This is a genomic window from Campylobacter sp. CFSAN093224 (assembly GCF_012897395.1).
Lineage (GTDB): Bacteria > Campylobacterota > Campylobacteria > Campylobacterales > Campylobacteraceae > Campylobacter_D > Campylobacter_D jejuni.
This window is the reverse complement of record NZ_CP040607.1, coordinates 421,498-441,851: the sequence shown is the minus strand read 5'-3', so window position 1 is coordinate 441,851 and position 20,354 is coordinate 421,498. Positions and strand designations below refer to the sequence as shown.

At 31.3% G+C, this 20,354-nt stretch carries 24 protein-coding genes, 5 tRNA genes and 1 pseudogene; 8 read left to right on the top strand and 22 right to left on the bottom strand.

Annotation, left to right across the window (positions count from 1 at the left end; translation table 11 throughout):
* Positions 1-6: 6 nt before the first annotated feature.
* The 17 genes and pseudogenes from rplL to nssR form a co-directional block, all read right to left on the bottom strand.
* Entirely contained in the window at positions 7-384 is a 378-nt protein-coding gene (gene rplL / locus FBF11_RS02360; RefSeq protein ID WP_002858569.1) for a 50S ribosomal protein L7/L12, read from the bottom strand.
* 20 nt (positions 385-404) lie between these two features.
* On the bottom strand, positions 405-884 hold the full coding sequence (rplJ, locus tag FBF11_RS02355) for a 50S ribosomal protein L10 (RefSeq protein WP_002858610.1): 480 nt from the start codon (positions 882-884) through the stop codon (positions 405-407).
* 151 nt (positions 885-1,035) lie between these two features.
* The gene (rplA, locus tag FBF11_RS02350; protein WP_002854928.1) at positions 1,036-1,737 is read right to left on the bottom strand and encodes a 50S ribosomal protein L1; all 702 of its coding nucleotides are present in this window, start codon (positions 1,735-1,737) and stop codon (positions 1,036-1,038) included.
* Between the two features lie 54 nt (positions 1,738-1,791).
* The gene (gene rplK, locus FBF11_RS02345; RefSeq protein WP_002779452.1) at positions 1,792-2,217 is read right to left on the bottom strand and encodes a 50S ribosomal protein L11; all 426 of its coding nucleotides are present in this window, start codon (positions 2,215-2,217) and stop codon (positions 1,792-1,794) included.
* A 25-nt stretch (positions 2,218-2,242) separates the two neighbouring features.
* Positions 2,243-2,776, bottom strand: a complete 534-nt coding sequence (nusG, locus tag FBF11_RS02340; protein ID WP_002851098.1) for a transcription termination/antitermination protein NusG — start codon at positions 2,774-2,776, stop codon at positions 2,243-2,245.
* Positions 2,777-2,785: 9 nt separating this feature from the next.
* A complete protein-coding gene (gene secE, locus FBF11_RS02335) occupies positions 2,786-2,965 on the bottom strand; it encodes a preprotein translocase subunit SecE (RefSeq protein WP_002854985.1) in 180 nt (59 codons plus the stop codon).
* A gap of 18 nt (positions 2,966-2,983) precedes the next feature.
* A tRNA-Trp gene (locus FBF11_RS02330) sits at positions 2,984-3,059 on the bottom strand.
* A 12-nt stretch (positions 3,060-3,071) separates the two neighbouring features.
* A complete protein-coding gene (gene rpmG, locus FBF11_RS02325; RefSeq protein ID WP_002793551.1) occupies positions 3,072-3,230 on the bottom strand; it encodes a 50S ribosomal protein L33 in 159 nt (52 codons plus the stop codon).
* Between the two features lie 52 nt (positions 3,231-3,282).
* Entirely contained in the window at positions 3,283-4,482 is a 1,200-nt protein-coding gene (tuf, locus tag FBF11_RS02320; protein ID WP_002855271.1) for an elongation factor Tu, read from the bottom strand.
* Positions 4,483-4,550: 68 nt separating this feature from the next.
* Positions 4,551-4,625 (bottom strand) — tRNA-Thr (locus FBF11_RS02315).
* Between the two features lie 104 nt (positions 4,626-4,729).
* Positions 4,730-4,806 (bottom strand) — tRNA-Gly (locus FBF11_RS02310).
* A gap of 6 nt (positions 4,807-4,812) precedes the next feature.
* Positions 4,813-4,898, bottom strand: a tRNA-Tyr gene (locus FBF11_RS02305).
* Positions 4,899-4,947: 49 nt separating this feature from the next.
* Positions 4,948-5,023: transfer RNA gene (locus tag FBF11_RS02300), tRNA-Thr, on the bottom strand.
* 91 nt (positions 5,024-5,114) lie between these two features.
* Positions 5,115-5,875: pseudogene (locus FBF11_RS02295) on the bottom strand (amino acid ABC transporter ATP-binding protein).
* 1 nt (position 5,876) lies between these two features.
* Positions 5,877-6,533: an amino acid ABC transporter permease gene (locus FBF11_RS02290; RefSeq protein WP_002861208.1), complete on the bottom strand. Its 657-nt coding sequence runs from the start codon at positions 6,531-6,533 to the stop codon at positions 5,877-5,879.
* The gene (locus FBF11_RS02285) at positions 6,526-7,227 is read right to left on the bottom strand and encodes an amino acid ABC transporter permease (protein ID WP_002858512.1); all 702 of its coding nucleotides are present in this window, start codon (positions 7,225-7,227) and stop codon (positions 6,526-6,528) included. Before FBF11_RS02285 ends, FBF11_RS02290 begins: the two co-directional genes overlap by 8 nt.
* Positions 7,228-7,243: 16 nt before the next feature.
* Positions 7,244-7,840, bottom strand: coding sequence for a nitrosative stress-sensitive transcriptional regulator NssR (gene nssR, locus FBF11_RS02280; protein ID WP_002868789.1), 597 nt, complete (start codon positions 7,838-7,840; stop codon positions 7,244-7,246).
* 94 nt (positions 7,841-7,934) lie between these two features.
* Here nssR and ctb point away from each other — a divergent pair, with 94 nt between their 5' ends.
* Entirely contained in the window at positions 7,935-8,318 is a 384-nt protein-coding gene (gene ctb, locus FBF11_RS02275) for a truncated hemoglobin Ctb (protein ID WP_057042350.1), read from the top strand.
* Here the strand turns inward: ctb and recG are convergent.
* The 3 genes from recG to FBF11_RS02260 are packed head-to-tail and all read right to left on the bottom strand — an operon-like array spanning position 8,315 to position 12,394.
* Positions 8,315-10,138 carry an ATP-dependent DNA helicase RecG gene (recG, locus tag FBF11_RS02270; protein WP_044305841.1) on the bottom strand — a complete coding sequence of 608 codons (1,824 nt, stop codon included), beginning with the start codon at positions 10,136-10,138 and terminating at the stop codon, positions 8,315-8,317. The two genes, ctb and recG, sit on opposite strands and share 4 nt — an antisense overlap.
* Positions 10,128-11,348, bottom strand: a complete 1,221-nt coding sequence (locus FBF11_RS02265; RefSeq protein WP_057042351.1) for a pitrilysin family protein — start codon at positions 11,346-11,348, stop codon at positions 10,128-10,130. Before FBF11_RS02265 ends, recG begins: the two co-directional genes overlap by 11 nt.
* Positions 11,348-12,394, bottom strand: coding sequence for a dehypoxanthine futalosine cyclase (locus tag FBF11_RS02260; protein ID WP_002868792.1), 1,047 nt, complete (start codon positions 12,392-12,394; stop codon positions 11,348-11,350). Before FBF11_RS02260 ends, FBF11_RS02265 begins: the two co-directional genes overlap by 1 nt.
* 73 nt (positions 12,395-12,467) lie before the next feature.
* On the opposite strand from FBF11_RS02260, the gene FBF11_RS02255 reads away from it, so the two are divergent.
* Positions 12,468-13,655, top strand: coding sequence for an MFS transporter (locus tag FBF11_RS02255; RefSeq protein ID WP_044305839.1), 1,188 nt, complete (start codon positions 12,468-12,470; stop codon positions 13,653-13,655).
* Between the two features lie 15 nt (positions 13,656-13,670).
* Here the strand turns inward: FBF11_RS02255 and nusA are convergent, their stop codons facing one another.
* Positions 13,671-14,759, bottom strand: a complete 1,089-nt coding sequence (gene nusA / locus FBF11_RS02250) for a transcription termination factor NusA (protein ID WP_002866986.1) — start codon at positions 14,757-14,759, stop codon at positions 13,671-13,673.
* Positions 14,760-14,885: 126 nt separating this feature from the next.
* On the opposite strand from nusA, the gene FBF11_RS02245 reads away from it, so the two are divergent.
* Genes FBF11_RS02245 through FBF11_RS02220 form a run of 6 tightly spaced genes read left to right on the top strand, consistent with a single transcriptional unit; the run spans position 14,886 to position 19,032 of the window.
* Positions 14,886-15,128 (top strand): HP0268 family nuclease, encoded by a 243-nt coding sequence (locus FBF11_RS02245; RefSeq protein ID WP_002851103.1) that lies wholly within the window; start codon positions 14,886-14,888, stop codon positions 15,126-15,128.
* A complete protein-coding gene (gene miaB, locus FBF11_RS02240) occupies positions 15,125-16,426 on the top strand; it encodes a tRNA (N6-isopentenyl adenosine(37)-C2)-methylthiotransferase MiaB (RefSeq protein WP_002857621.1) in 1,302 nt (433 codons plus the stop codon). The genes FBF11_RS02245 and miaB overlap by 4 nt, the downstream gene beginning before the upstream one ends.
* The gene (locus FBF11_RS02235) at positions 16,410-17,039 is read left to right on the top strand and encodes a lysophospholipid acyltransferase family protein (RefSeq protein ID WP_002880682.1); all 630 of its coding nucleotides are present in this window, start codon (positions 16,410-16,412) and stop codon (positions 17,037-17,039) included. The genes miaB and FBF11_RS02235 overlap by 17 nt, the downstream gene beginning before the upstream one ends.
* Position 17,040: 1 nt before the next feature.
* Positions 17,041-18,000 carry a hypothetical protein gene (locus FBF11_RS02230; RefSeq protein WP_002854773.1) on the top strand — a complete coding sequence of 320 codons (960 nt, stop codon included), beginning with the start codon at positions 17,041-17,043 and terminating at the stop codon, positions 17,998-18,000.
* Entirely contained in the window at positions 17,997-18,524 is a 528-nt protein-coding gene (locus FBF11_RS02225) for a hypothetical protein (protein WP_002858498.1), read from the top strand. The genes FBF11_RS02230 and FBF11_RS02225 overlap by 4 nt, the downstream gene beginning before the upstream one ends.
* Positions 18,514-19,032: a hypothetical protein gene (locus FBF11_RS02220; protein WP_057042352.1), complete on the top strand. Its 519-nt coding sequence runs from the start codon at positions 18,514-18,516 to the stop codon at positions 19,030-19,032. Before FBF11_RS02225 ends, FBF11_RS02220 begins: the two co-directional genes overlap by 11 nt.
* Here the strand turns inward: FBF11_RS02220 and thiC are convergent.
* The gene (gene thiC, locus FBF11_RS02215; RefSeq protein ID WP_032589549.1) at positions 19,024-20,316 is read right to left on the bottom strand and encodes a phosphomethylpyrimidine synthase ThiC; all 1,293 of its coding nucleotides are present in this window, start codon (positions 20,314-20,316) and stop codon (positions 19,024-19,026) included. The genes FBF11_RS02220 and thiC overlap by 9 nt on opposite strands.
* Positions 20,317-20,354 lie beyond the last annotated feature (38 nt).

The window sequence follows — 20,354 nt, the reverse complement described above, 5'->3', positions numbered from 1 at the left end:
TTAAAATTACTTAAGTTCTACTTTAGCACCAGCTTCTTCAAGTTGTTTTTTAGCTTCCTCAGCTTCAGCTTTAGCCACACCCTCTTTTAGAGTTGAAGGAGTTTGCTCAACTGCATCTTTTGCTTCTTTAAGACCAAGGCCTGTAAGAGCACGAACGATTTTAATAACTTCAATCTTTTTAGCACCGCCATCAGTTAAAACGATATCAAATTCAGTTTTTTCTTCAGCAGCAGCTACAGCACCACCAGCTACAGCACCACCAGCTACCATTACAGGAGCAGCAGACACACCAAATTTTTCTTCAAATTCCTTTACAAGTTCTGATAACTCAAGAACACTTAAATTTGAAATATATTCTAATACATCTTCTTTAGAGATTGCCATTTTTTATCCTTTTATTTAATTTATTCAGATTCTTTTTTATTTTTAAGCGCATTTAAACCTATTGTGAAATTGGTAATTGGCGCATTCCAAACTTGCAAAAGCATAGCAAGCAACTCATTGCGTGAAGGCATTTTAGCAAGAGCTTTAACCTTAGCAACATCTGCAACTTCGCCTTCAATATGAGCTGTTTTGATTTCAAATTTATCGTTATTTTCTTCAAATTTAGCAGCTACTTTTGAAACACTTAGCTGATCTTCGCCCCAAAGATAAATATTTGTATCTTTAAGAACTAGACCTGTTTTACCGGAATTGTTAAGAGCAATGTTAGCCAAAGTATTTTTAACAATTTGAACTTTTACATTGTTTTCTCTTGCATTATTTCTAAGCTCTTCTAGTTTTTTTGTGCTAAGACCTCTGTAATTACAAACTACAATAGCTTCACTAGCTTTAAAACCTTCTTCAAGTTTAGCAATAATCTCAACTTTTTCGCTTCTAGTCACATTTTCTCCTTTCCGATTGAGATTTCAAGTAGAGTGGAAATCCAATTAAGCTTACGCCTCGACTATCTTCAATCTAAAATAAACATTTCAAAAAATCAAAAATTTTTTCAAATGTTTATTTTAAAACAAAAGAGTTGCAAAAAAGCAACTCTTATTTCATATCAAGCAATTCTTGTGTTTCAAGCTTTACAGAAGGGCTCATTGTCAAAGATAAAGCCGCATTTTTAATATATCTACCTTTAGCTGCAGCAGGTTTATGTTTGTTAATTGCCTTTACAAAAGTGCTAACATTATCCCATAATTGTTCTTTGGAAAAACTTACTTTACCAAGACCTGCATGGATATTTCCTTGCTTATCAACACGGAAATTTACCTGACCACTTTTTGCATTATTAACTGCTTGAGCAACATCCATAGTCACTGTTCCAGTTTTAGGATTTGGCATTAAACCTTTTGGCCCTAAAATTCTACCAACTTTACCAACAAGTCCCATTAAATTTGGAGTAGCAATCAAAACATCAAAATTCATATTACCTTTTTGAATTTCTTCTACTAAATCATCGCTACCCACAATATCTGCACCAGCATTTTTCGCTTCATCAGCTTTTGCGTCTTTTGCAATTACAGCAACACGAACTTTTTTACCCGTTCCAGCAGGTAAAACAACAGATCCTCTTACCATTTGATCTGCATGTCTTGGATCAACATTAAGTTTTAAAGCAATTTCTACAGTCTCATCAAATTTAGCAGACTTTAAAGTCTTTATTGTATCAATTGCATCGCTTAAAGCATACTCTTTATTTGAATCAATTTTTTGTGATAATTCTTTTAATCTTTTTGCTATCTTAGCCATTTATTTTCTCCGCATTTTAAAGTGCTACCGCCTTTTACCTTGGCGGTGAAAGGATTAATCTACGATTTCAACACCCATAGAACGAGCTGAACCTGCAATAATTTTAGCAGCTTGATCTCTATCTTTAGTATTTAAATCTGCAATTTTCTTATCTACTATTTCTAAAACTTGAGCACGAGTTAACTTACCCACCTTATTTTTAAGTGGATTATCCGTACCTTTAGAAATTCCAGCTGCTTTTTTGATCAAATCCGTAGCTGGCGGTTGTTTTGTAATAAAAGTAAAACTTTTATCTGCATAAACAGTGATAACAACAGGGATATTAAAACCTGCCATATCTTTTGTTCTTTCATTAAAAGCCTTACAAAACTCCATAATATTAACACCTTGCTGACCCAAAGCAGGACCAACAGGTGGTGATGGGTTTGCTTTTGTGGCAGCAATTTGCAATTTAATTTCGCCTACGACTTTTTTAGCCATAACAAATCTCCTTACTTGATATAAATTAAATTATTTTCTCAACTTGAGAATATAAGATCTCCACTGGAGTTGAACGTCCAAAAATAGAAACATTTAATTTTAATAAACCACGAACCATATCATACTCTTCTACAATTGCAGTAAAGTTTGCAAATGGCCCTTCTGTGATTCTCACATTTTCCCCTTCTTCAAAAGAAATCTTTGGTTTAGGCGCTGCACGATTGTGAACTTTTTCCAAAATCAAATTAATATCTTTTTCTGTTAAAGGGGTTGGCTTTTTGGATTCTCCAATAAAACGACCAACCTTTGGAAGAGATTGAATGCGATGCCAAAGCTCTGTATTTAAATCAAGAAGTGCAAAAACGTATCCTGAATACAAACTTCTTTCGCTAATCTTCTCCTTTCCATTCTTAAATTCAATAACATCTTCAGTTGGAACAACAATTTCTTTAAGTTGTTCTTCAATTCCGTTATCTTTTACTAAATTTTCAATGGCTCTTTTAACTGCCATTTCACTGCCAGCATAAGTTTGAATTGCATACCATTTATGAGTACTCATTTACTCTCCTTATACGATCGCAGAAACAATAGAGGACATAAGCCAATCCACTAACGCCAAAAACAAAGAAATCACCGCAACAACCACAAAAACTGTAATATAGGCATTTCTTACCTGTTCTTTTAAAGGAAAAATTACTTTCCTTAATTCGGCTTTTGATAATTTAAAATAAGTTATTAATTTTTCCATTTATTTAAACCTTAATTATGGCAGGGCAAGAGGGATTCGAACCCCCAACCATCGGATTTGGAATCCGGCGCTCTACCGTTGGAGCTATTGCCCTAAGGGCGCAAGCTTAACTTTTTAGCTTAACTTCTTTGTGAAGTGTATGTTTTTTTAATCTTGGGCAATATTTTTTTAATTCTAATTTTTCAGTAGTATTTTTACTATTTTTATAGGTGCTATAATTAATATCACCACATTCTTCACACTTTAAACCAACTTTAATTCTCATTTCAATTTTCCTTAAAAAATTAAAGCCAAGCTTTTAACTTGGCTTTATTAAATTATTTAATAATTTTAGAAACAACACCTGAACCAACAGTTTTACCACCTTCACGAATAGCAAAACGAGTTCCTTCTTCAAGTGCTACTGGAGCGATCAAGCTTACAGTAATTCTCACATTTTCACCTGGCATAACCATTTCAACACCATCAGCTAATTTAATCGAACCTGTAACATCAGTTGTTCTTACATAAAACTGTGGTCTATAGTTGTTAAAGAATGGAGTATGTCTACCACCTTCATCTTTATTTAAGATATAAACTTCAGCTTCGAAGTCAGTGTGTGGAGTAATTGATTTTGGTTTAGCAAGAACCATACCACGGATAACTTCTTCTTTTTTAGTACCACGAAGAAGAACACCTACATTATCTCCTGCTTCGCCTTGATCCATTTCTTTTCTGAACATTTCAACACCTGTTACAGTTGTTGTTTGAGTATCTTTAATACCAACGATTTCGATAGTATCACCTACTTTTACAACACCTTTTTCAATTCTACCTGTAACAACAGTACCACGACCTGAAATTGAGAAAACGTCTTCAATTGGCATCAAGAAGTCTTTTTCAGTATCACGAGTTGGAGTTGGAATATAGCTATCAACCGCAGCCATAAGATCCATAATTTTTGCTGACCATTCACCATCTTGTCCAGCTTTAGCTTCTTCAAGAGCTTTTAAAGCAGAACCAGAAATAATAGGTGTATCATCGCCTGGGAAATCATAAGAGCTTAATAATTCTCTAATTTCCATTTCAACTAACTCTAAAAGTTCAGCATCATCAACCATATCTGCTTTATTCATAAAAACAACAATATATGGAACGCCTACTTGACGAGAAAGAAGAATGTGCTCTCTAGTTTGTGGCATAGGACCATCTGCAGCAGAAACAACCAAGATCGCTCCATCCATTTGTGCAGCACCTGTAATCATGTTTTTAACATAATCTGCGTGACCTGGGCAGTCAACGTGTGCATAGTGACGATTGTCTGTTTCATATTCAATATGAGAAGTAGCAATAGTAATACCACGCTCTTTTTCTTCTGGAGCATTATCGATATTATCATAATCTTTAAGCTCTGCTAAACCTCTTCTAGAAAGAACAGCAGAAATAGCAGCTGTTAAAGTAGTTTTACCATGATCAACGTGACCAATAGTACCAATATTTACGTGTGGCTTATTACGTGAAAATTTTTCTTTAGCCATTTTTTTCCTCCGTATAAAAAATAAATTGAGCAAAGCAAGTCTTATATCTATATAATTTTTTCAATTCATGGAGCTCATAGCGGGAATTGAACCCGCGACCTCTCCCTTACCAAGGGAGTGCTCTACCTCTGAGCCATACGAGCGCTCAGAAAAATTATACACAATAACAGACAACAAAAACTCTTAAATGGGATATATACTGTAAGTTAAAGGTTTTAAAATACAGCTCCCAGTTCTTTTAAATTATTGGAGCGGGAAACGGGACTCGAACCCGCGACCCTCAGCTTGGAAGGCTGATGCTCTAGCCAACTGAGCTACTCCCGCAAAGCATGGTGGTGAGTCGTGGATTCGAACCACGGAAGGCGAAAGCCAGCAGATTTACAGTCTGCCCTCGTTGGCCACTTGAGTAACTCACCATAAAAATATTGCTTTTTCAATATTCTGGTCAAACACTGCTAAAATAAATGGAGCTGGTTAAGGGACTTGAACCCCCGACCTGCTGCTTACAAGGCAGCTGCTCTACCAACTGAGCTAAACCAGCAAAAATAAAAGTGAGATTATAACTCAAAAAAAAATTTTTGTCAAGACTTTTTTAGTTTTTCTATAAAATTTTAGTCTTGTAAAGTTTATTATCATAAACCAATATTATTTTTATCTATTTATGATAATCAAACAAATTTAAAAATTTCTTTGCTCTTTCGCTTTTTGGATTTTCAAAAAAACTTTTAGGATCATTTTCTTCGATGATTTTTCCTTCATCCATAAAAATAATTTTATCTGCTACAGCTTTAGCAAAACCCATTTCATGAGTAACAATAAGCATAGTCATACCCTCTTTTGCAAGATTTAACATCACTTCTAAAACTTCTCTAACAATCTCAGGATCCAGTGCTGCTGTAACCTCATCAAAAAGCATTAACTCAGGATTCATACATAAACTTCTTACTATGGCAATTCTTTGCTTTTGTCCTCCGCTAAGTTCTCTTGGATAAGCATGAATTTTATGCAAAAGTCCCACCTTTTCAAGCCAAATTTTAGCCTCTTTTAAAACCTCATCTTTCTTTCTTTTTTGCACTTTCATAGGCCCTAAAAGTATATTTTCTTCAACACTTAAATGCTCAAAAAGCTCATAAGATTGAAAAACCATACCAACTTTTTGACGCATTCTTGGCCATTCTTTAAAATCTTTATCTATTTTCTCATTATCAATATAAATATTACCACTTGCAATCTCTTCAAGCCCATTAATACAACGCAAAAGCGTAGATTTTCCGCATCCGCTAGGACCTAAAATCACCACAACTTCTTTAGCCTTAACTTCTAAATTAATATCTTTTAAGGCGTGATGCAAACCATAATACTTTTGTAAATTTTCTATTTTTAGTATGCTCATTTTAGCTCCATTTTTTCTCTAATTTTCTTGAATATAAAGTGATGGGATAACAAAGTATAAAAAAGATAAAAAAAATCAAACCATAAATAATAAAAGGTGCAAAATCATTTCTATTATGAAATTCTATAATTTGTTGCCCTACTTTTACAAGCTCTACCGCACCGATTAAATAAGCAAAGGTTGTACTTTTAATCATGCGAGTAAGTAAATTCATGCTCATAGGAGTTAAACGACGCATAGCTTGTGGAATAATAATATAAACAAAACTTTGCACCGTATTTAAACCTAAAGATGATGCACTTTCATACTGATGTTTTGGAATACTCTGCAAGGAAACACGCACCAAATCCATCATCTCAAAACAACCCCAAATGCTAAAAACAATAATAGCTGCACTTACAGAACTCAAATCCCACCCAAACCATCTAGGAAAACCAAAATACACCACAAAAAGCCATACTAAAAGTGGCATAACACGCACAAATTCTAAACCTAAACGACAAAAAGCATAGATATAGGTATTTTTAAAACTCATTAAAATTCCTAAAAATAACCCACCTATCGAAGTAATAATAATGCTGATAAATGAAATTTCAAGAGTGACAAAAAGCCCTTGCCAGAGTCTTAAAAGCGTATCGGTATTTAAAAGTTCAAGCATGAAGCAACCTTTTTTCAAACTTTAGCAAAATAAAAGACAAAGGCAAAATAATGCATAAATATCCCATAAACAACAAAAACAATAGCTCATCTGTCTTATAGGTTAAGGAATTTAAACTCTTCATTAAATTCACCAAATCTGGCAAGGCAATAATACTAACGACTGAAGTTTCTTTGATTAAAAATATAATATTAGCACTAATACTTGGCATAGAAATAGCCAAAGCTTGCGGCAAAATCACATAACGCAAATTTCCAAATTTTGAAAAACCCAAAGAAAGTCCCGCTTCAAACTGCTGTTTTCTTATGGCTTCAAATCCCGCTCTTAAACTTTCAGCCATATAAGAACCCCCTAAAAAACTAAGTCCTACTATAGCACAAGCAAAAGAAGGTCTTAAAGTTTCTTCTACACTTAAACAAATCAAATCAAGCGGTGGAATTTGCTCTAAATGTATATTAAATTTAGGTAAAGCATAATATAAGAAAAAAAGTTGAATTAATAAAGGCGTATTTCTTGAAAACTCTATATAAAGCTTGCAAATATTTTCTAAAATTTTTATTTTAAAATAACTCATTAAAATACAAAACAAGCCTATTATCAAAGAAAAAATAATTCCAAAAAAGCTTAGTTTTATCGTAAGCCAAGCAGCCGTTAAAAAAGCAGGAGCTTGAGCTAATATAAAATCAAAATCCATTCTCTACCTTAAATTTTTACCAAAGTTCTTTCATGATCATATCTTTATTTAAAATTTCAATTCTACCTTTTTTTGTATCAATAAGTTCTGAAATTTTAAGTTCTTTTAACACTCGAGATAAAGATTGTGCTCTAACATTTAAATCAATTGCAATTTGTTTTTGTGAAATTGTATCTAAATTTTTTTCATTTTCCAAAAGATACTTTAATAATCTCGTCCTTAAATCTAATGCATTTTGAGATAATTTCTTTTCTAAAATTTTAATTTTATCAAAAAGTGAACTGATAAGTAAAAAATTGAATTCTTTATTTTCACTGCATAAATTTTGAAAATTAATAAAATCAATTTCCAAAATTTCTCCATCTTCCTCAAATATAGCATTAGCAGGATAATTTAATTTTTTAAAAGCAGGCATTTCTGCTATAAAATTTGGAGGATTAAAATAATGCAAAGTAATTTCTTTATCACTTGCTGTACTTTTATAAATGCGTATTTTTCCCTTGAGTAAAATAAAAAATTTTTTAGCCTCTTCGCCTTCATAAAATAAAATACTATTTTTTTGAAATTTTTTTAATTTTCCTACACTAGATAAAAGTTCTAAATAATCTTTCATTATATACATTTTCCATTCTTAACTTATGTTAAATTTAATTTATCTTATTTTTGCTATATTAACGCCATAAAATTAACATTTAAGAAAGGCTTATATGAAATTTGAAACAATTAATCAAGAAAGCATAGTAAAACTCATGGAAATATTTTATGAAAAAGTTAGAAAAGATAAGGATTTAGGTCCTATTTTTAACAATGCTATTGGAACAAGCGATGAAGAGTGGAAAGAACATAAAGCAAAAATAGGAAATTTTTGGGCAGGCATGCTTTTAGGCGAAGGTGATTATAATGGGCAACCCTTAAAAAAGCACTTAGATCTACCTCCTTTTCCACAAGAATTTTTTGAAGTTTGGCTAAAACTTTTTGAAGAAAGTTTAAATATGGTTTATAATGAGGAAATGAAAAATGTCATTTTACAGCGTGCACAAATGATAGCCTCACATTTTCAAAATATGCTTTATAAGTACGGCGGACATTAATTTGGCAATTTTTTTGCCAAATCTTTTTTTACCTCTTCTAAAATCTCCTCATCCTTAGAAAAGTCAAAAAATTTAAACTCATTTCCATGCTGCATAAAACCATCAAGCAAATCTCCACTCAAACGATTTTTAAGGTCAAGTTCTGCTATTTTAAACCCATCTAAAGTGCTAGCAAATTCTTTTAAACGACTCGGAATTTCTTTAAGTTTAGTATAAAGATAGCAAGTACTTTTAAGCCCTACACGACCTACACGGCCACGAAGTTGATGTAAGGTAGCAAGTCCTAAACGTTCTGCCCCCACAATCACTATCATACTCAATCTTGGCAAAGAAATACCTACTTCCACCACTGTAGTGCTTAGTAAAATATTTCCCTCATCTCTAAAACGCTCTAAAATTTCATCTTTTTGTTTATCTTTTCCATGAGTTACAAAAACTTTTTCATAATGACTCTGCCAATACCCCCTAGCCTGCTCTAAAGAAAGATAAGGAATCTTATCACTAGCACTCACTAAGGGATAAATAATGATAATTTGATGATTTTTAACAATTTCTTCCTTGATCTTCTCACTAAGCTTAGAAAAGCCTTTATTTTGTATACAATAAGTTGTAATATCTTTTTCAAAAGGCATCTGCTTAATAAAACTAAAATTTAAAAGTTCAGATTGTATCATGCTTAAAGTTCTTGGAATAGGCGTAGCTGAAAACTGTATAAAATGAGGAGCAAATTCTTGCTTATTTAAAGAATGAATTTTTTCACGCTGAGCTGATCCGAAACGATGTTGTTCATCTATCATTACAAGCACGGCATTATGACTTTCTAAATGAATTAAAGCATGAGTGCCTATGATAAGATTTGCTTTTTGGATATTTTGTTCTAAATCTTTTTCTTTTTTACCCCCTTTAATAAACAAAATATTCATAAAATCAGGTAAAAATTTCTTAGCCTCTTCATAAAGCTGATACGCTAAAATACTAGTAGGCGCCATTAAAATAGCTTGCTTAGGATAAACCATCAAAGCCGCACCAAGTAAAACCAAGGTTTTACCACACCCCACATCACCCATAATCACACGCCTTTTGGCTTCTTTTGAGTATAAATCTTTTTCTATGTCTTTTAAGGCGTTAAGCTGATCTTTAGTAAGAGAAAAAGGCAAATCCTTAATCCAATTGGCTATATTAAAAACATTGATTTGATGAGCTTTAAAATGCGTTTTTTTAGCTTTTAAACGTTTTAAAAAATTATATATTTCTATATATTTTAAATCTTTGCTAAAATTTTGCAAATTTTCAAACATAAAAAAACTTTTTTCATCATAAGCGTGCAAATTTAAAAGAAAATGTATATATTTATCCTCTATACTACTTTCTTTTAAATTTTCATAATTAAGATATTTATGTATAAAAGCAGCAATTTTTGTATCTTTTAAACCTAAAATTTGATACTTTGGACTAAAACCCTCAAAAGAAGTTAAAATTTTAGGATTGTTAAATTGCCAAGTGTGATTAAAACGCGAGAGCTTGGCATTAAAAATAAGCTCTTTTCCTACCTTACAAATCCTAAAATGCCAAGCTCTAGGATGAAAAAACACAAAAGAAATATTTTCTTGCCATTCTTCACAAAAACCTAAACCAAAAAGTTGATTTTTTCTTGAACTAACGCTTTTTATAGTGATTTTTTGGGTGCAAATTTCATTTTCTTTGGGATTTTTACTTGGATTTAAATTTTCAATTTTTTTAGGTAAAAGAAGGGCTAAATCAATAGCACTTCTAATTTTTAATTTTTTAAAAAATTCAAAATCACTTTCTTTAATTTTCATTTTGTATGCTTGCAAAACTTATATTTAAAAGCTCTTGATGTTTTTTAATATAAGCATTGATGGTTTCAAGTTTAACCTTTTCCATAAGTTTTAACTCTTCTTTATAATATCCCAAATTTAAACCTTGATAAAATTCATTAAAGGTCATAGATAAACGCTTGCTTAAGCTTTCATAACGCAAAGGAGTTGATCCTATGAGAAAATTTTTAGCTTGATCAAGTTCATTTTGAGTCATGCCATTTTTTATAAAATCTTCAAAAAGCTCTTTTACGATTTTTTTAGCTTCTTTAGCACTTTCATTTTTAGTTTGTAAATATCCAAAAACTCTAGAAAAAGACATATTCATATCAAGCATAGCATAAGCTGAGTATGCAAGACCTCTTTTAACGCGAATTTCTTCCATAATCCTTGAACCAAATCCTCCTTGCCCTAGAACAAATAAAGCAATTTTTGCAAGATATAAATCCTTATCTTTAAAATCAGCAAAAAAAGGTGTAGCAAAATAAATATAAGCTTGTTCACTTTCTGGGCGTAGCAAAATTTCATCTTTGATGTTTTTGCTTAACTCATATTTTTTTGGAGTATTTTTCTTACCTATTTGAAGTTTTGATAAGAGTTTTAAAAGATCTTCCTTGGCTTGTTTTTCTTCTAAATCTCCTCCTAAAATCACAACCAAATCACTAAGATGGATAAAATTTTTATAAAAATTTTGCAAATCTTTTAAAGACAAAGTTTCTATACTTTTTTCATCCCCATCATTTGGACTTTGAAATTCTTTACATTTAAAAATTTGAGCATTGAGTAAATTTTTTGCTAAATAATCAAAATCACTATTTTTACTCGCGAGCTCACCTAAGGCATTGATTTTTAATTTTTGCAAAATTTTTTCTTCTATTCTTGGTTTTAAAAGCAATTTTTCTAAACTCTTTAAAGCAAAATCAAAATTTTCTTTTAAACAAGAAAGATTGATTTCCAAGCTTTCAAAACCACTACTTGCCTCTAAATTTATCGCTCTAAATTCTAAATCTTTAAAAAATTTATCATCCACGCCTTCATTTAAAATGCGTGAAAACATTTTAGCCAAACCTGCTATTTCATCATAACTTCTAGCACAATTTCTAAAAACAAGCTTTAAAACAACAATAGGAAAATCAGAATTTTTTTCAAAAATAAAAGGGATTTTAACACCCCTGCTCTCTAAATACTGCATTAAAACCTTTCTAAAATTTCATAAGCGGTATTGCGTTTAGCTGGATTTTCGCCTAAACTTCTAATCAGCCTTATCATCTCATCTTGATTCATTCTATAACTTGCTCCTGCAGCACTTACTACATTTTCTTCCATCATAGTTGAGCCTAAATCATTGGCCCCAAATTTTAAAGCAAGCTGGCCTATAAGTGAGCCTTGAGTTACCCAAGAACTTTGTAAATTTTTAAAATTATCTAAATAAAGTCTTGCTAAAGCTAAAAGTCTTAAATACTTGTTAGAACTTTGTTTCATAATCTCTGGATGTTTTTGGATTAAAGCAGTATTATCACTTTGAAAGCTCCATAAAATAAAAGCTCTAAAACCACCTGTTTCATCTTGTAATTTTCTTAAATGTTCAAAATGATCGATGATTTCTTCATCATTTTCAACCGTTCCAAACATCATGGTAGCTGTACTTTTCATGCCGATTTTATGAGCTTGGCGATGTACTTCTAACCAAGTAGCTGTATCACATTTATTGGGTGCGATAATATCACGCACCCTATCGCTTAGCACCTCAGCTCCCGCTCCTGGTATAGAAAATAAACCCTTAGCTTGTAATCTTTTTAACACTTCAGTGATTGAAATTTTAGATGCTTTTGCAATATAAGCGATCTCAACTGCTGAAAAACCATGCACAGTGATATTTGGATAATGTTCTTTTATCCAAGAAACTAATTCTTCATACCATTCTATTTTTAATTTTGGGTGCACCCCGCCTTGAAAAAGAATTTGTGTACCCCCGATAGCTTCAAGCTCTTCTATCTTTTTGCCTATCTCTTCAAAGCTTAAAATATAAGCATCATCTTCTTTATGATGGCGATAAAAAGCGCAAAAAGAACAATCAATACAACAAACATTGGTATAATTAATATTTCTATCTACAACAAAAGTGGTGATTTTTTCAGGATGAAGTTCTAATTTTCTTTTATAAGCCATTTCTCCAAGTTCTGTTAAACTTGCATGGTGTAATAAATCTAAAGCTTCTTTTTTATCCAGTCTTTTCAAAATTTTTCCTTGTTTTTTACATAATTAAAATAATTATAGCATTTAAAATATAAATTATGCTATAGTTTCGCTTATGAATTACATTGAACTATTAAAAAATAATAAAAATATCAGAATATTAGCTTCGGTTCAGTTTATAGTATATTTTGGAGCATGGTTTTCTCAAACGGGAGTTTTTACCCTTTTAGTCGAACTTAATGCTCCTACTTGGGCAACGGCTACAAGTGCTATGCTTGCTTTTTTACCTGGAGTTTTACTTGCTCCTATTAATGGCGTCATAGTAGAGAAAAATAAACCTAAAAAACTTTTACTCAGTATGATTAGCATAGAATTAATTTCTATTTTTTGTCTTATTTTTGTCACAAGTCTTAGTATGCTTTGGCTTTTATTTATTTTAATTTTCATAAGACTTTGTGTTGCTTCGATTTATTTTCAAGCTGAAATGAGTTTATTGGTCAAAATTTTAACTCCTCAAGAACTTAAACTCGCTAATGAAATGCACAGTGTCATTTGGGCGATTTCTTATACAGCAGGTATGGCAAGTGCGGGAATTTTTATTTATTTTCTAGGAGTTAAAACCGCTTTTTTATTTGACTGCATGCTTATACTCATAGGCATTTCTTTTTTAGTAAGATTAAGCATTCCTGATTTTCATCAAAAAACACAAAGTCGCTTTTTTACCATGATAAAAGAAGGATTTTTCTATGTTTTAAACAATAAGATAATTTTTCATCTTATCTTGCTTCACGCTTTTATAGGTTTAACTGCTTATGAAACCTTGGTTACACTTTTAGCACAACATCAATATAAAAAAGTTTTATCCGCTGCTTTAGTAATAGGGTTTTTAAATGCAGTACGTGCTTGTTCTTTAGCTATAGGACCTATGGTTTTAAGCAAATTTATTAATGATAAAAATTTATTTTACATGTATCTTGGTCAAGGCTTGGGTATTATACTTTGGGCTTTAACTCAATTTAATTTTTATATTTCTTTTTTAGGTTTAATTGGTGCAGGTTTTTTTACCTCAGCACTTTGGGCTTACACCTACACTATGATACAAAAAAATGCTGACAAAGAATATCATGGTAGAGTGATCGCTTATACAGATATGATTTATCTTAGTTTTAGTGCTATTATTTCAATGCTTATGGGCTTTTTATTTGAAATAGGCTTGAGTTTAGAACTAATTACAGGCTTATTGGGTATGATTTTTATCTTTGCGGCATTTTATTGGAAGTGGTTTTATAAAAAATATTTGTGAAAATTCACAAATATTTTAAATTTTAAACAAATCTTGAAGATTTTTCATTGCTTCTTCATTGCTGATGGCATTATTTAGCTGCGATGAGCTTAATTCATTGAGCTCTATTTCATAACCACTTAACATAGAAGCAAGGCGAATATTAATACCATTTTTTCCTATAGCTTTACTTTTTTGTTCGCTATTTAAACTTACAATAGCTTTTTTATCTTCAATTTTTACAGAATTTACAATAGCAGGAGCCAAGGCACGAGAAATTAAAATTTCACTCTCATTTGTAAATTCTATACAATCAATATTTTCATTATGAAGCTCTTTGCTTACTGCATTAATTCTTACACCTTTAACACCTACTGTAGCACCTACAGGATCGATATTTGCCCCATTGGCCTGAAGAATGATTTTTGCTCTTTCACCTGGAATTCTAGCACATCCTATAATATTGACATAACCATCTTTGATTTCTGGAACCTCAGCTTCAAGTAAACATTCTAAAAATTTAGGACTTGTACGACTAAGCTCGATTTTAATACCCTTATCTGTATAAACACGGCGTATCACAGCTTTTGCCACATCACCTATTTTAAACTTTTCCCCTTTAATGCGATTTTTTCTCGGTAAAAAAGCTCTTAATTCATCTATTTCAATAAAAGTATTTTCTTCATTATCTACTCTAACAACTGTACCAAAAACCATTTGCCCTACTTTGTTTTTATATTTTTCAAAAATAGTTTGTTCTAATAATTTTTGTATATGATATTCAAGTTCTTTATGCAAGGTATTTACCGCAGTTCTTCCTAAATTTTCCAAAGAGCATTCATAGGTTAATTCATCTCCTATTTCAACATCTGGAGCTTCTGATTTTGCCTTACTTAATGCGATAAAACTCTCACTTTTATTTTGCAATCTCTCGTCATTATCTGCTACTATGGTAATTTTTTGATAAAGATTTAAATTTTTAGGATCCACAAAAAACTCATATTCTTGTCCATAAATTCTTTTTGCAGTATTGATTAAAGCGGTAGCTACCTTTTCTCTTACATTCTCTAAGTTTAAATTTTTTTCATTAGCAATAGATTCGATAATATCTGCTATCTTTTCCATATTTTATAAAACCTTTTTTGTGGGAAATTTAAAAATGTAGATAAAAATTATATCCTTAATAAGTTTAATTAAAAGTAAAATTTGCTAAAATTATAGATTAAAATGAAAATTCTTAAGGATTTAGCTATGGAATTAAAATTGGCAAGAACTTTGATTAATGAAAAACCTAAAAATATTAGCCTAGAAAAAATCGAAGAGGCTATAGAAAAAGAAGGACAAAAGTTTTTTTATTTTGATAAAGATAATACACACAAACAACTTATTGCCCTTGTAAATCATTTTGAAAAAAAAGGAGTAAGCATTTATCATAGAACCGTAAAATACGGACTTGATGATAATGATTTTATGTATGAGGTGCATATTCTTTGAGTGCTAAAAAACTTTTTATTCAAACTTTAGGTTGTGCGATGAATGTCAGAGATTCTGAGCATATGATCGCAGAATTAACACAAAAAGAAAATTACGCACTAACAGAAGATATCAAAGAAGCAGATCTTATTCTTATTAATACCTGTTCAGTGCGTGAAAAACCTGTGCATAAACTTTTCTCAGAAGTGGGTGGCTTTGAAAAAGTTAAAAAAGAAGGTGCTAAAATAGGAGTTTGTGGATGCACTGCATCACATTTGGGAAATGAAATTTTCAAACGTGCTCCTTATGTGGATTTTGTTCTAGGGGCAAGAAATATTTCCAAAATCACTCAAGCTATAAAAACTCCAAAATTTATGGGGGTGGACATAGACTATGATGAAAGTGAATTTGCTTTTGCAGATTTTAGAAATAGTATTTATAAATCCTATATTAATATCTCCATAGGTTGTGATAAACACTGCACTTATTGTATAGTGCCACATACTAGAGGAGATGAAATTTCCATACCTTTTAACATCATCTACAAAGAAGCTCAAAAAGCCGTTGAAAAAGGCGCTAAAGAGATTTTCTTGCTAGGACAAAATGTCAATAACTACGGCAAAAGATTTAGAAACGAACATAAAAAAATGGACTTTTCAGATCTTTTAGAAGAACTTAGCACTATAGAAGGTTTGGAACGCATTCGCTTTACAAGTCCACATCCTTTGCATATGGATGATAAATTTTTAGAAGTTTTTGCCAATAATCCAAAAGTTTGCAAATCCATGCACATGCCTTTACAAAGCGGCTCAAGTGAAATTTTAAAAGCTATGAAGCGTGGCTATACTAAAGAATGGTATTTAAATAGAGCTTTAAAACTTAGAGAACTTTGTCCAAATGTTAGCATTTCTACAGACATTATTGTAGCTTTTCCAGGGGAAAGTGAAAAAGATTTTGAAGAAACTATGGATGTTTTGGAAAAAGTGCGTTTTGAACAAATTTTTTCTTTTAAATACTCCAAACGCCCTTTAACAAAAGCTGCAACCATGCCTAATCAAATCGATGAAGAAACAGCTTCAAGAAGACTTAGCACCTTACAAAATCGTCATAGTGAAATTTTAGATGAAATTGTAAAAAAACAAGAAAATAAAACTTTTAAAGTTTTATTTGAAGAATTAAGAGCAGGCAATAGCATTGCTGGAAGAACAGATAATAATTTTTTAGTTCAAGTTGAAGGTAGCGAAGAACTTTTAGGGCAATTTAAAGAAGTAAAAATAACTAATGCAAAGCGTATGGTTTTATATGGGGAAATCGTTTAAAATCCATTGCTTAACATATATAATTTTCATCTTGCAATGGCTTATTTTTTTAAGCTGTAAAAAGCACTATAAAGGTGAAAAAGTTGACCGTAAAGCTGGTGTGATACTTTTTTGGCATGGAAAATTAGCACTCATGCCTTTTGCGTTTAGACATTATAGACAAAAAAATAAAAAAGCCTATGTCATGATCTCCCACCATAAAGATGGAGAACAAATTGCAAAAATCATCAAGCTTTTCGGTCTTGATACTGTAAGAGGAAGCACTTCAAGGGGTGCTAGCAGTGCACTTAGAGCTGCATTTAAAGTTTTAGAACAAAATGACGATATAGTTATCACGCCCGATGGTCCACGAGGGCCTTATCATAGTATTTCAGATGGTTCTATCATTTTGGCTCAAAAAAAAGAACTAAAGATAAGAATTTTAAACTATGAAGCAAATCGTTTTTGGGAATTTAAAAGTTGGGATAAGATGATCTTGCCAAAACCTTTTAGTAAGATTACTTATAGTCTAAGTGAACCTTTGGATATTTTATCTTTAGATAAAGAAAAAGCTAAAGAATTTCTAATGGAACAATTTGATAAAATTAGCTTAGCTGATCAATTTAAGGAATGAAATGTTATTTTTACTTAAAAAAATATTTCCACAACTTTTTATTAGTATTATTTTAGAAGATAAAAAAAATATTGTAAAAGCTTCTATTTATAGAGGAAATAAACTAATCAGTAGCAATGAAAAAACTTTTGATAAAAGCGAAAATTTATTAGAATACATAAAAAATTTAAGCAAGCATTTCTTATTTTACCACACTGCTTTATTTTTAGATGCCAAAGAACAAGGATTAATACCTAGTACAAATATTCAAGATTGTGAGCACTTTAATATAGGAAAAATCAGCTTACAGCATATTTTGTTTAATAATGCCCTTGTTTATACGGCTACCGAACATGTAGAATATTATAGCGAGCTTTTTGAAGAATATAGAGGTTTAGATTTTTTATATTCCCCTTTTGCTCTTCTTTACTACAATATGCAAAAAGAAAAACAGCCTGATGATCAAATTTTACTTTATGGATTTAAACAAGGACATCTTTTGGCAATTATTGTTGCTAAAGGCAATACTATCTTATACGGTGATTTTAAAATATTTGAGCAAGAATTAGGTTTAGAGCTTGAACTTCCATCAGAAGATAATCAAGAAATTGAAAACAACAACGATGATACCGAAGTTACCTTAGATAACTTCAATGAAGCCTTAAATAATAAATTTGATCTACTTGATCAAGAAAATAATCTTGAAACTTTGGATAATAATGATAATTTTAACCTTGATGAATTAAATCAATTTAGCAATGATATGGAACTTTGTCGTTATATTATTACGAGCATTGAAAAATTTTATAATGATGATAAATATGCTGGGGTATTTATCAATGGTATTTTATTGTATAGCGAATCAGATATTAACATAAGTGCTATTGATTTTTTAGAAAGTGAAACTTTTTTAGAGATAAAAACGAAACAAATCAACACCTTAGATCTTATGATAGAGTTGATGCGAAAGGAGCTTAAATGACTTATAGCTTCATACAGCCAAGAAAAAAACCTATTTTCACACTCTTTGATAAAATTTGGCTAGGACTTTTTGGTTTTAGTATATTATTTATCTTGCTAGTATATTTTACATATACAATAAAAATTGCATTAATCAATAGCTCTATCGATGATGAAAAACAACAAGTTATAGTGCTTCAAAATCAAACTAAGCAAAATGAAATGCTTTATGAAATTTTATTTGATCAAAGCCAAATAGCGAAAAATTTTAACACTCAAAATCAAATTGTTAAAGAAAGCTTAAGAAATCTATTTGATATTATTGTAAAAACTGATAATATTACTCTTGAAAGTGTTGAACAAGACGAATATTCCTTAAAACTTATCGGGGTCACTCCTACAAGAGAAATGTTTACTCTACTTTTAGAAACCCCTTTAAAAAGCATCTTTGATCAAAGCTATACAACCTATTACCGCTTAGATAATGGGTGGTATCGTTTTGTTAGTATTAGTAAACAAATTCCAGGAGTTGCAGATGAAAGATAAAAGCCTAGAAGAAATTGATTTATTAAAGCTTATCATTTGCGCGTTAAGTTTTATAAGCGTTTGCACAGCCTTGATCTTATTTTTACTTTTACCGACATTAAAAAATTACAAACAAGCAAATCTTAGAGAAAACTCACAACTTGCTATCTTAAAAGCCGCTAAAGCAAAATTTGACTTTAGCGAAGATAAAATATCAACTCTAAGAAGCGAAAACAACAAAAGTTTAGAGCAATTTGAGCAAAATTTTAATATAGGAAATTTTGATATTTTTTTACAAAAATATTTTCAAAATGTAAAAATTCAAGAAACTAAGCCCGAAAAACAAGAAAAATATCTAAAAAACCGCTTAGCCATTAAAGCGACAATGAACAATCCTAGAAGGCTTTATGATTTTATTGATGCTCTAAAAAACTATAATAACTTAATCAAGCTTGATTATCCACTTAATCTTAAAGCAGGAGAGCAAGGTATCTCTATAGATCTTACTCTCAAAGTTTATTCAAGCTAAACTCACATCTTCGCCTTTTAAAATTTGATTCATAGTATTCATTGCACACATTTTTCCACACATGGAACATGAGTTTAAATCATCAGGGCGACGCTCATTAAACATTTTTTTGGCCTTTTCTCCATCAATAGCAAGTTTAAACATTTTCTCCCAATCTATCTCTTGTCTAGCCTTACTCATCTCATCATCCCTTGCTCTTTCTTTTGGAAGTTTAGCTATATCTCCCGCATGAGCTGCAATTTTAGTCGCAACTATACCCTCTCTAACATCTTCTAAATTTGGAAGTCTTAAGTGTTCAGCAGGTGTTACATAGCACAGCATATCAGCACCGCTAGCTGCAGCCACAGCTCCTCCAATAGCACCACTAATATGATCATACCCTGCGCCAATATCTATTACCAAAGGTCCTAAGACATAAAAAGGAGCTCCTTTGCATAAACGCTTTTCTAATTGCATATTTGCCTCTATTTCATTAATAGCCATATGCCCTGGACCTTCTATCATTACTTGAACCCCAACATCCCAAGCCCTTTGGGTAAGAAGCGATAATTCTATAAGCTCTGAAATTTGCGCCCCATCACTTGCATCGTGAGTAGAGCCAGGACGCAAAGCATCACCCAAAGATAAAGTTACATCGTATTTTAAACAAATATCAAGCAAATCATCATAATACTCAAAAAAAGGATTTTCAGCATCTTTCATCATCATCCAAGCATAAAGCACAGAGCCTCCTCTTGAAACTATATTTGTAAGTCTTTTACTTTGTTTAAAAATATGCGCTGCGCGAGAATTAATACCTGCATGAATTGTCATAAAATCAACCCCACTTTTAGCATGATGATATACAACATCTAAAAAGTCTTTAGCACCAATTTGTTTTAAATCTTTTTCTAAAAATCCTACCGCATCATATACAGGAACTGTTCCTATCATAGCTTTTGAAACATTAACAAGCTCGTCTCTAAAACGACTTGTTTTGCCATAATTGCTTAAGTCCATAATCGCTTCTATGCCAAATTTATGAGCAAGCTCTACTTTTTTCATTTCCTCGCTATAATCAACGCAATCATTTGAAACTCCTAAATTTACATTAACCTTAGTACGCAGTCCAAAACCTATACCATTTGGATCAAGACTTTTATGATTAATATTTGCAGGGATAATAATTTTACCGCAAGCAATATTTTCAAGCAAAAAATCTTTACTTAAATTTTCTTTTTGCGCAACAATCTGCATTTCTTTAGTAAAAATACCTTCTTTGGCATAATTCATTTGAGTTTTCATAAATTTATCCTTTAAAAAATTTGGATAAATGAAGGGTG

Bases quoted from the DNA above. Each gene is read 5' to 3' on its own strand.
- secE (WP_002854985.1), bottom strand. From the start codon at position 2,965: ATGGAAAAATTAATAACTTATTTTAAATTATCAAAAGCCGAATTAAGG.
- tuf (WP_002855271.1), bottom strand. From the start codon at position 4,482: ATGGCTAAAGAAAAATTTTCACGTAATAAGCCACACGTAAATATTGGT.
- FBF11_RS02245 (WP_002851103.1), top strand. From the start codon at position 14,886: ATGGAATTAAAATTGGCAAGAACTTTGATTAATGAAAAACCTAAAAAT.
- FBF11_RS02285 (WP_002858512.1), bottom strand. From the start codon at position 7,227: ATGGATTTTGATTTTATATTAGCTCAAGCTCCTGCTTTTTTAACGGCT.
- ctb (WP_057042350.1), top strand. From the start codon at position 7,935: ATGAAATTTGAAACAATTAATCAAGAAAGCATAGTAAAACTCATGGAA.
- FBF11_RS02225 (WP_002858498.1), top strand. From the start codon at position 17,997: ATGACTTATAGCTTCATACAGCCAAGAAAAAAACCTATTTTCACACTC.
- rplK (WP_002779452.1), bottom strand. From the start codon at position 2,217: ATGGCTAAAAAAGTCGTAGGCGAAATTAAATTGCAAATTGCTGCCACA.
- rplA (WP_002854928.1), bottom strand. From the start codon at position 1,737: ATGGCTAAGATAGCAAAAAGATTAAAAGAATTATCACAAAAAATTGAT.
- recG (WP_044305841.1), bottom strand. From the start codon at position 10,138: ATGAAAATTAAAGAAAGTGATTTTGAATTTTTTAAAAAATTAAAAATT.
- nusA (WP_002866986.1), bottom strand. From the start codon at position 14,759: ATGGAAAAGATAGCAGATATTATCGAATCTATTGCTAATGAAAAAAAT.
- FBF11_RS02220 (WP_057042352.1), top strand. From the start codon at position 18,514: ATGAAAGATAAAAGCCTAGAAGAAATTGATTTATTAAAGCTTATCATT.
- thiC (WP_032589549.1), bottom strand. From the start codon at position 20,316: ATGAAAACTCAAATGAATTATGCCAAAGAAGGTATTTTTACTAAAGAA.
- FBF11_RS02290 (WP_002861208.1), bottom strand. From the start codon at position 6,533: ATGCTTGAACTTTTAAATACCGATACGCTTTTAAGACTCTGGCAAGGG.
- rpmG (WP_002793551.1), bottom strand. From the start codon at position 3,230: ATGAGAATTAAAGTTGGTTTAAAGTGTGAAGAATGTGGTGATATTAAT.
- FBF11_RS02265 (WP_057042351.1), bottom strand. From the start codon at position 11,348: ATGCAGTATTTAGAGAGCAGGGGTGTTAAAATCCCTTTTATTTTTGAA.
- nusG (WP_002851098.1), bottom strand. From the start codon at position 2,776: ATGAGTACTCATAAATGGTATGCAATTCAAACTTATGCTGGCAGTGAA.
- FBF11_RS02230 (WP_002854773.1), top strand. From the start codon at position 17,041: ATGTTATTTTTACTTAAAAAAATATTTCCACAACTTTTTATTAGTATT.
- FBF11_RS02255 (WP_044305839.1), top strand. From the start codon at position 12,468: ATGAATTACATTGAACTATTAAAAAATAATAAAAATATCAGAATATTA.
- rplL (WP_002858569.1), bottom strand. From the start codon at position 384: ATGGCAATCTCTAAAGAAGATGTATTAGAATATATTTCAAATTTAAGT.
- FBF11_RS02235 (WP_002880682.1), top strand. From the start codon at position 16,410: ATGGGGAAATCGTTTAAAATCCATTGCTTAACATATATAATTTTCATC.
- nssR (WP_002868789.1), bottom strand. From the start codon at position 7,840: ATGAAAGATTATTTAGAACTTTTATCTAGTGTAGGAAAATTAAAAAAA.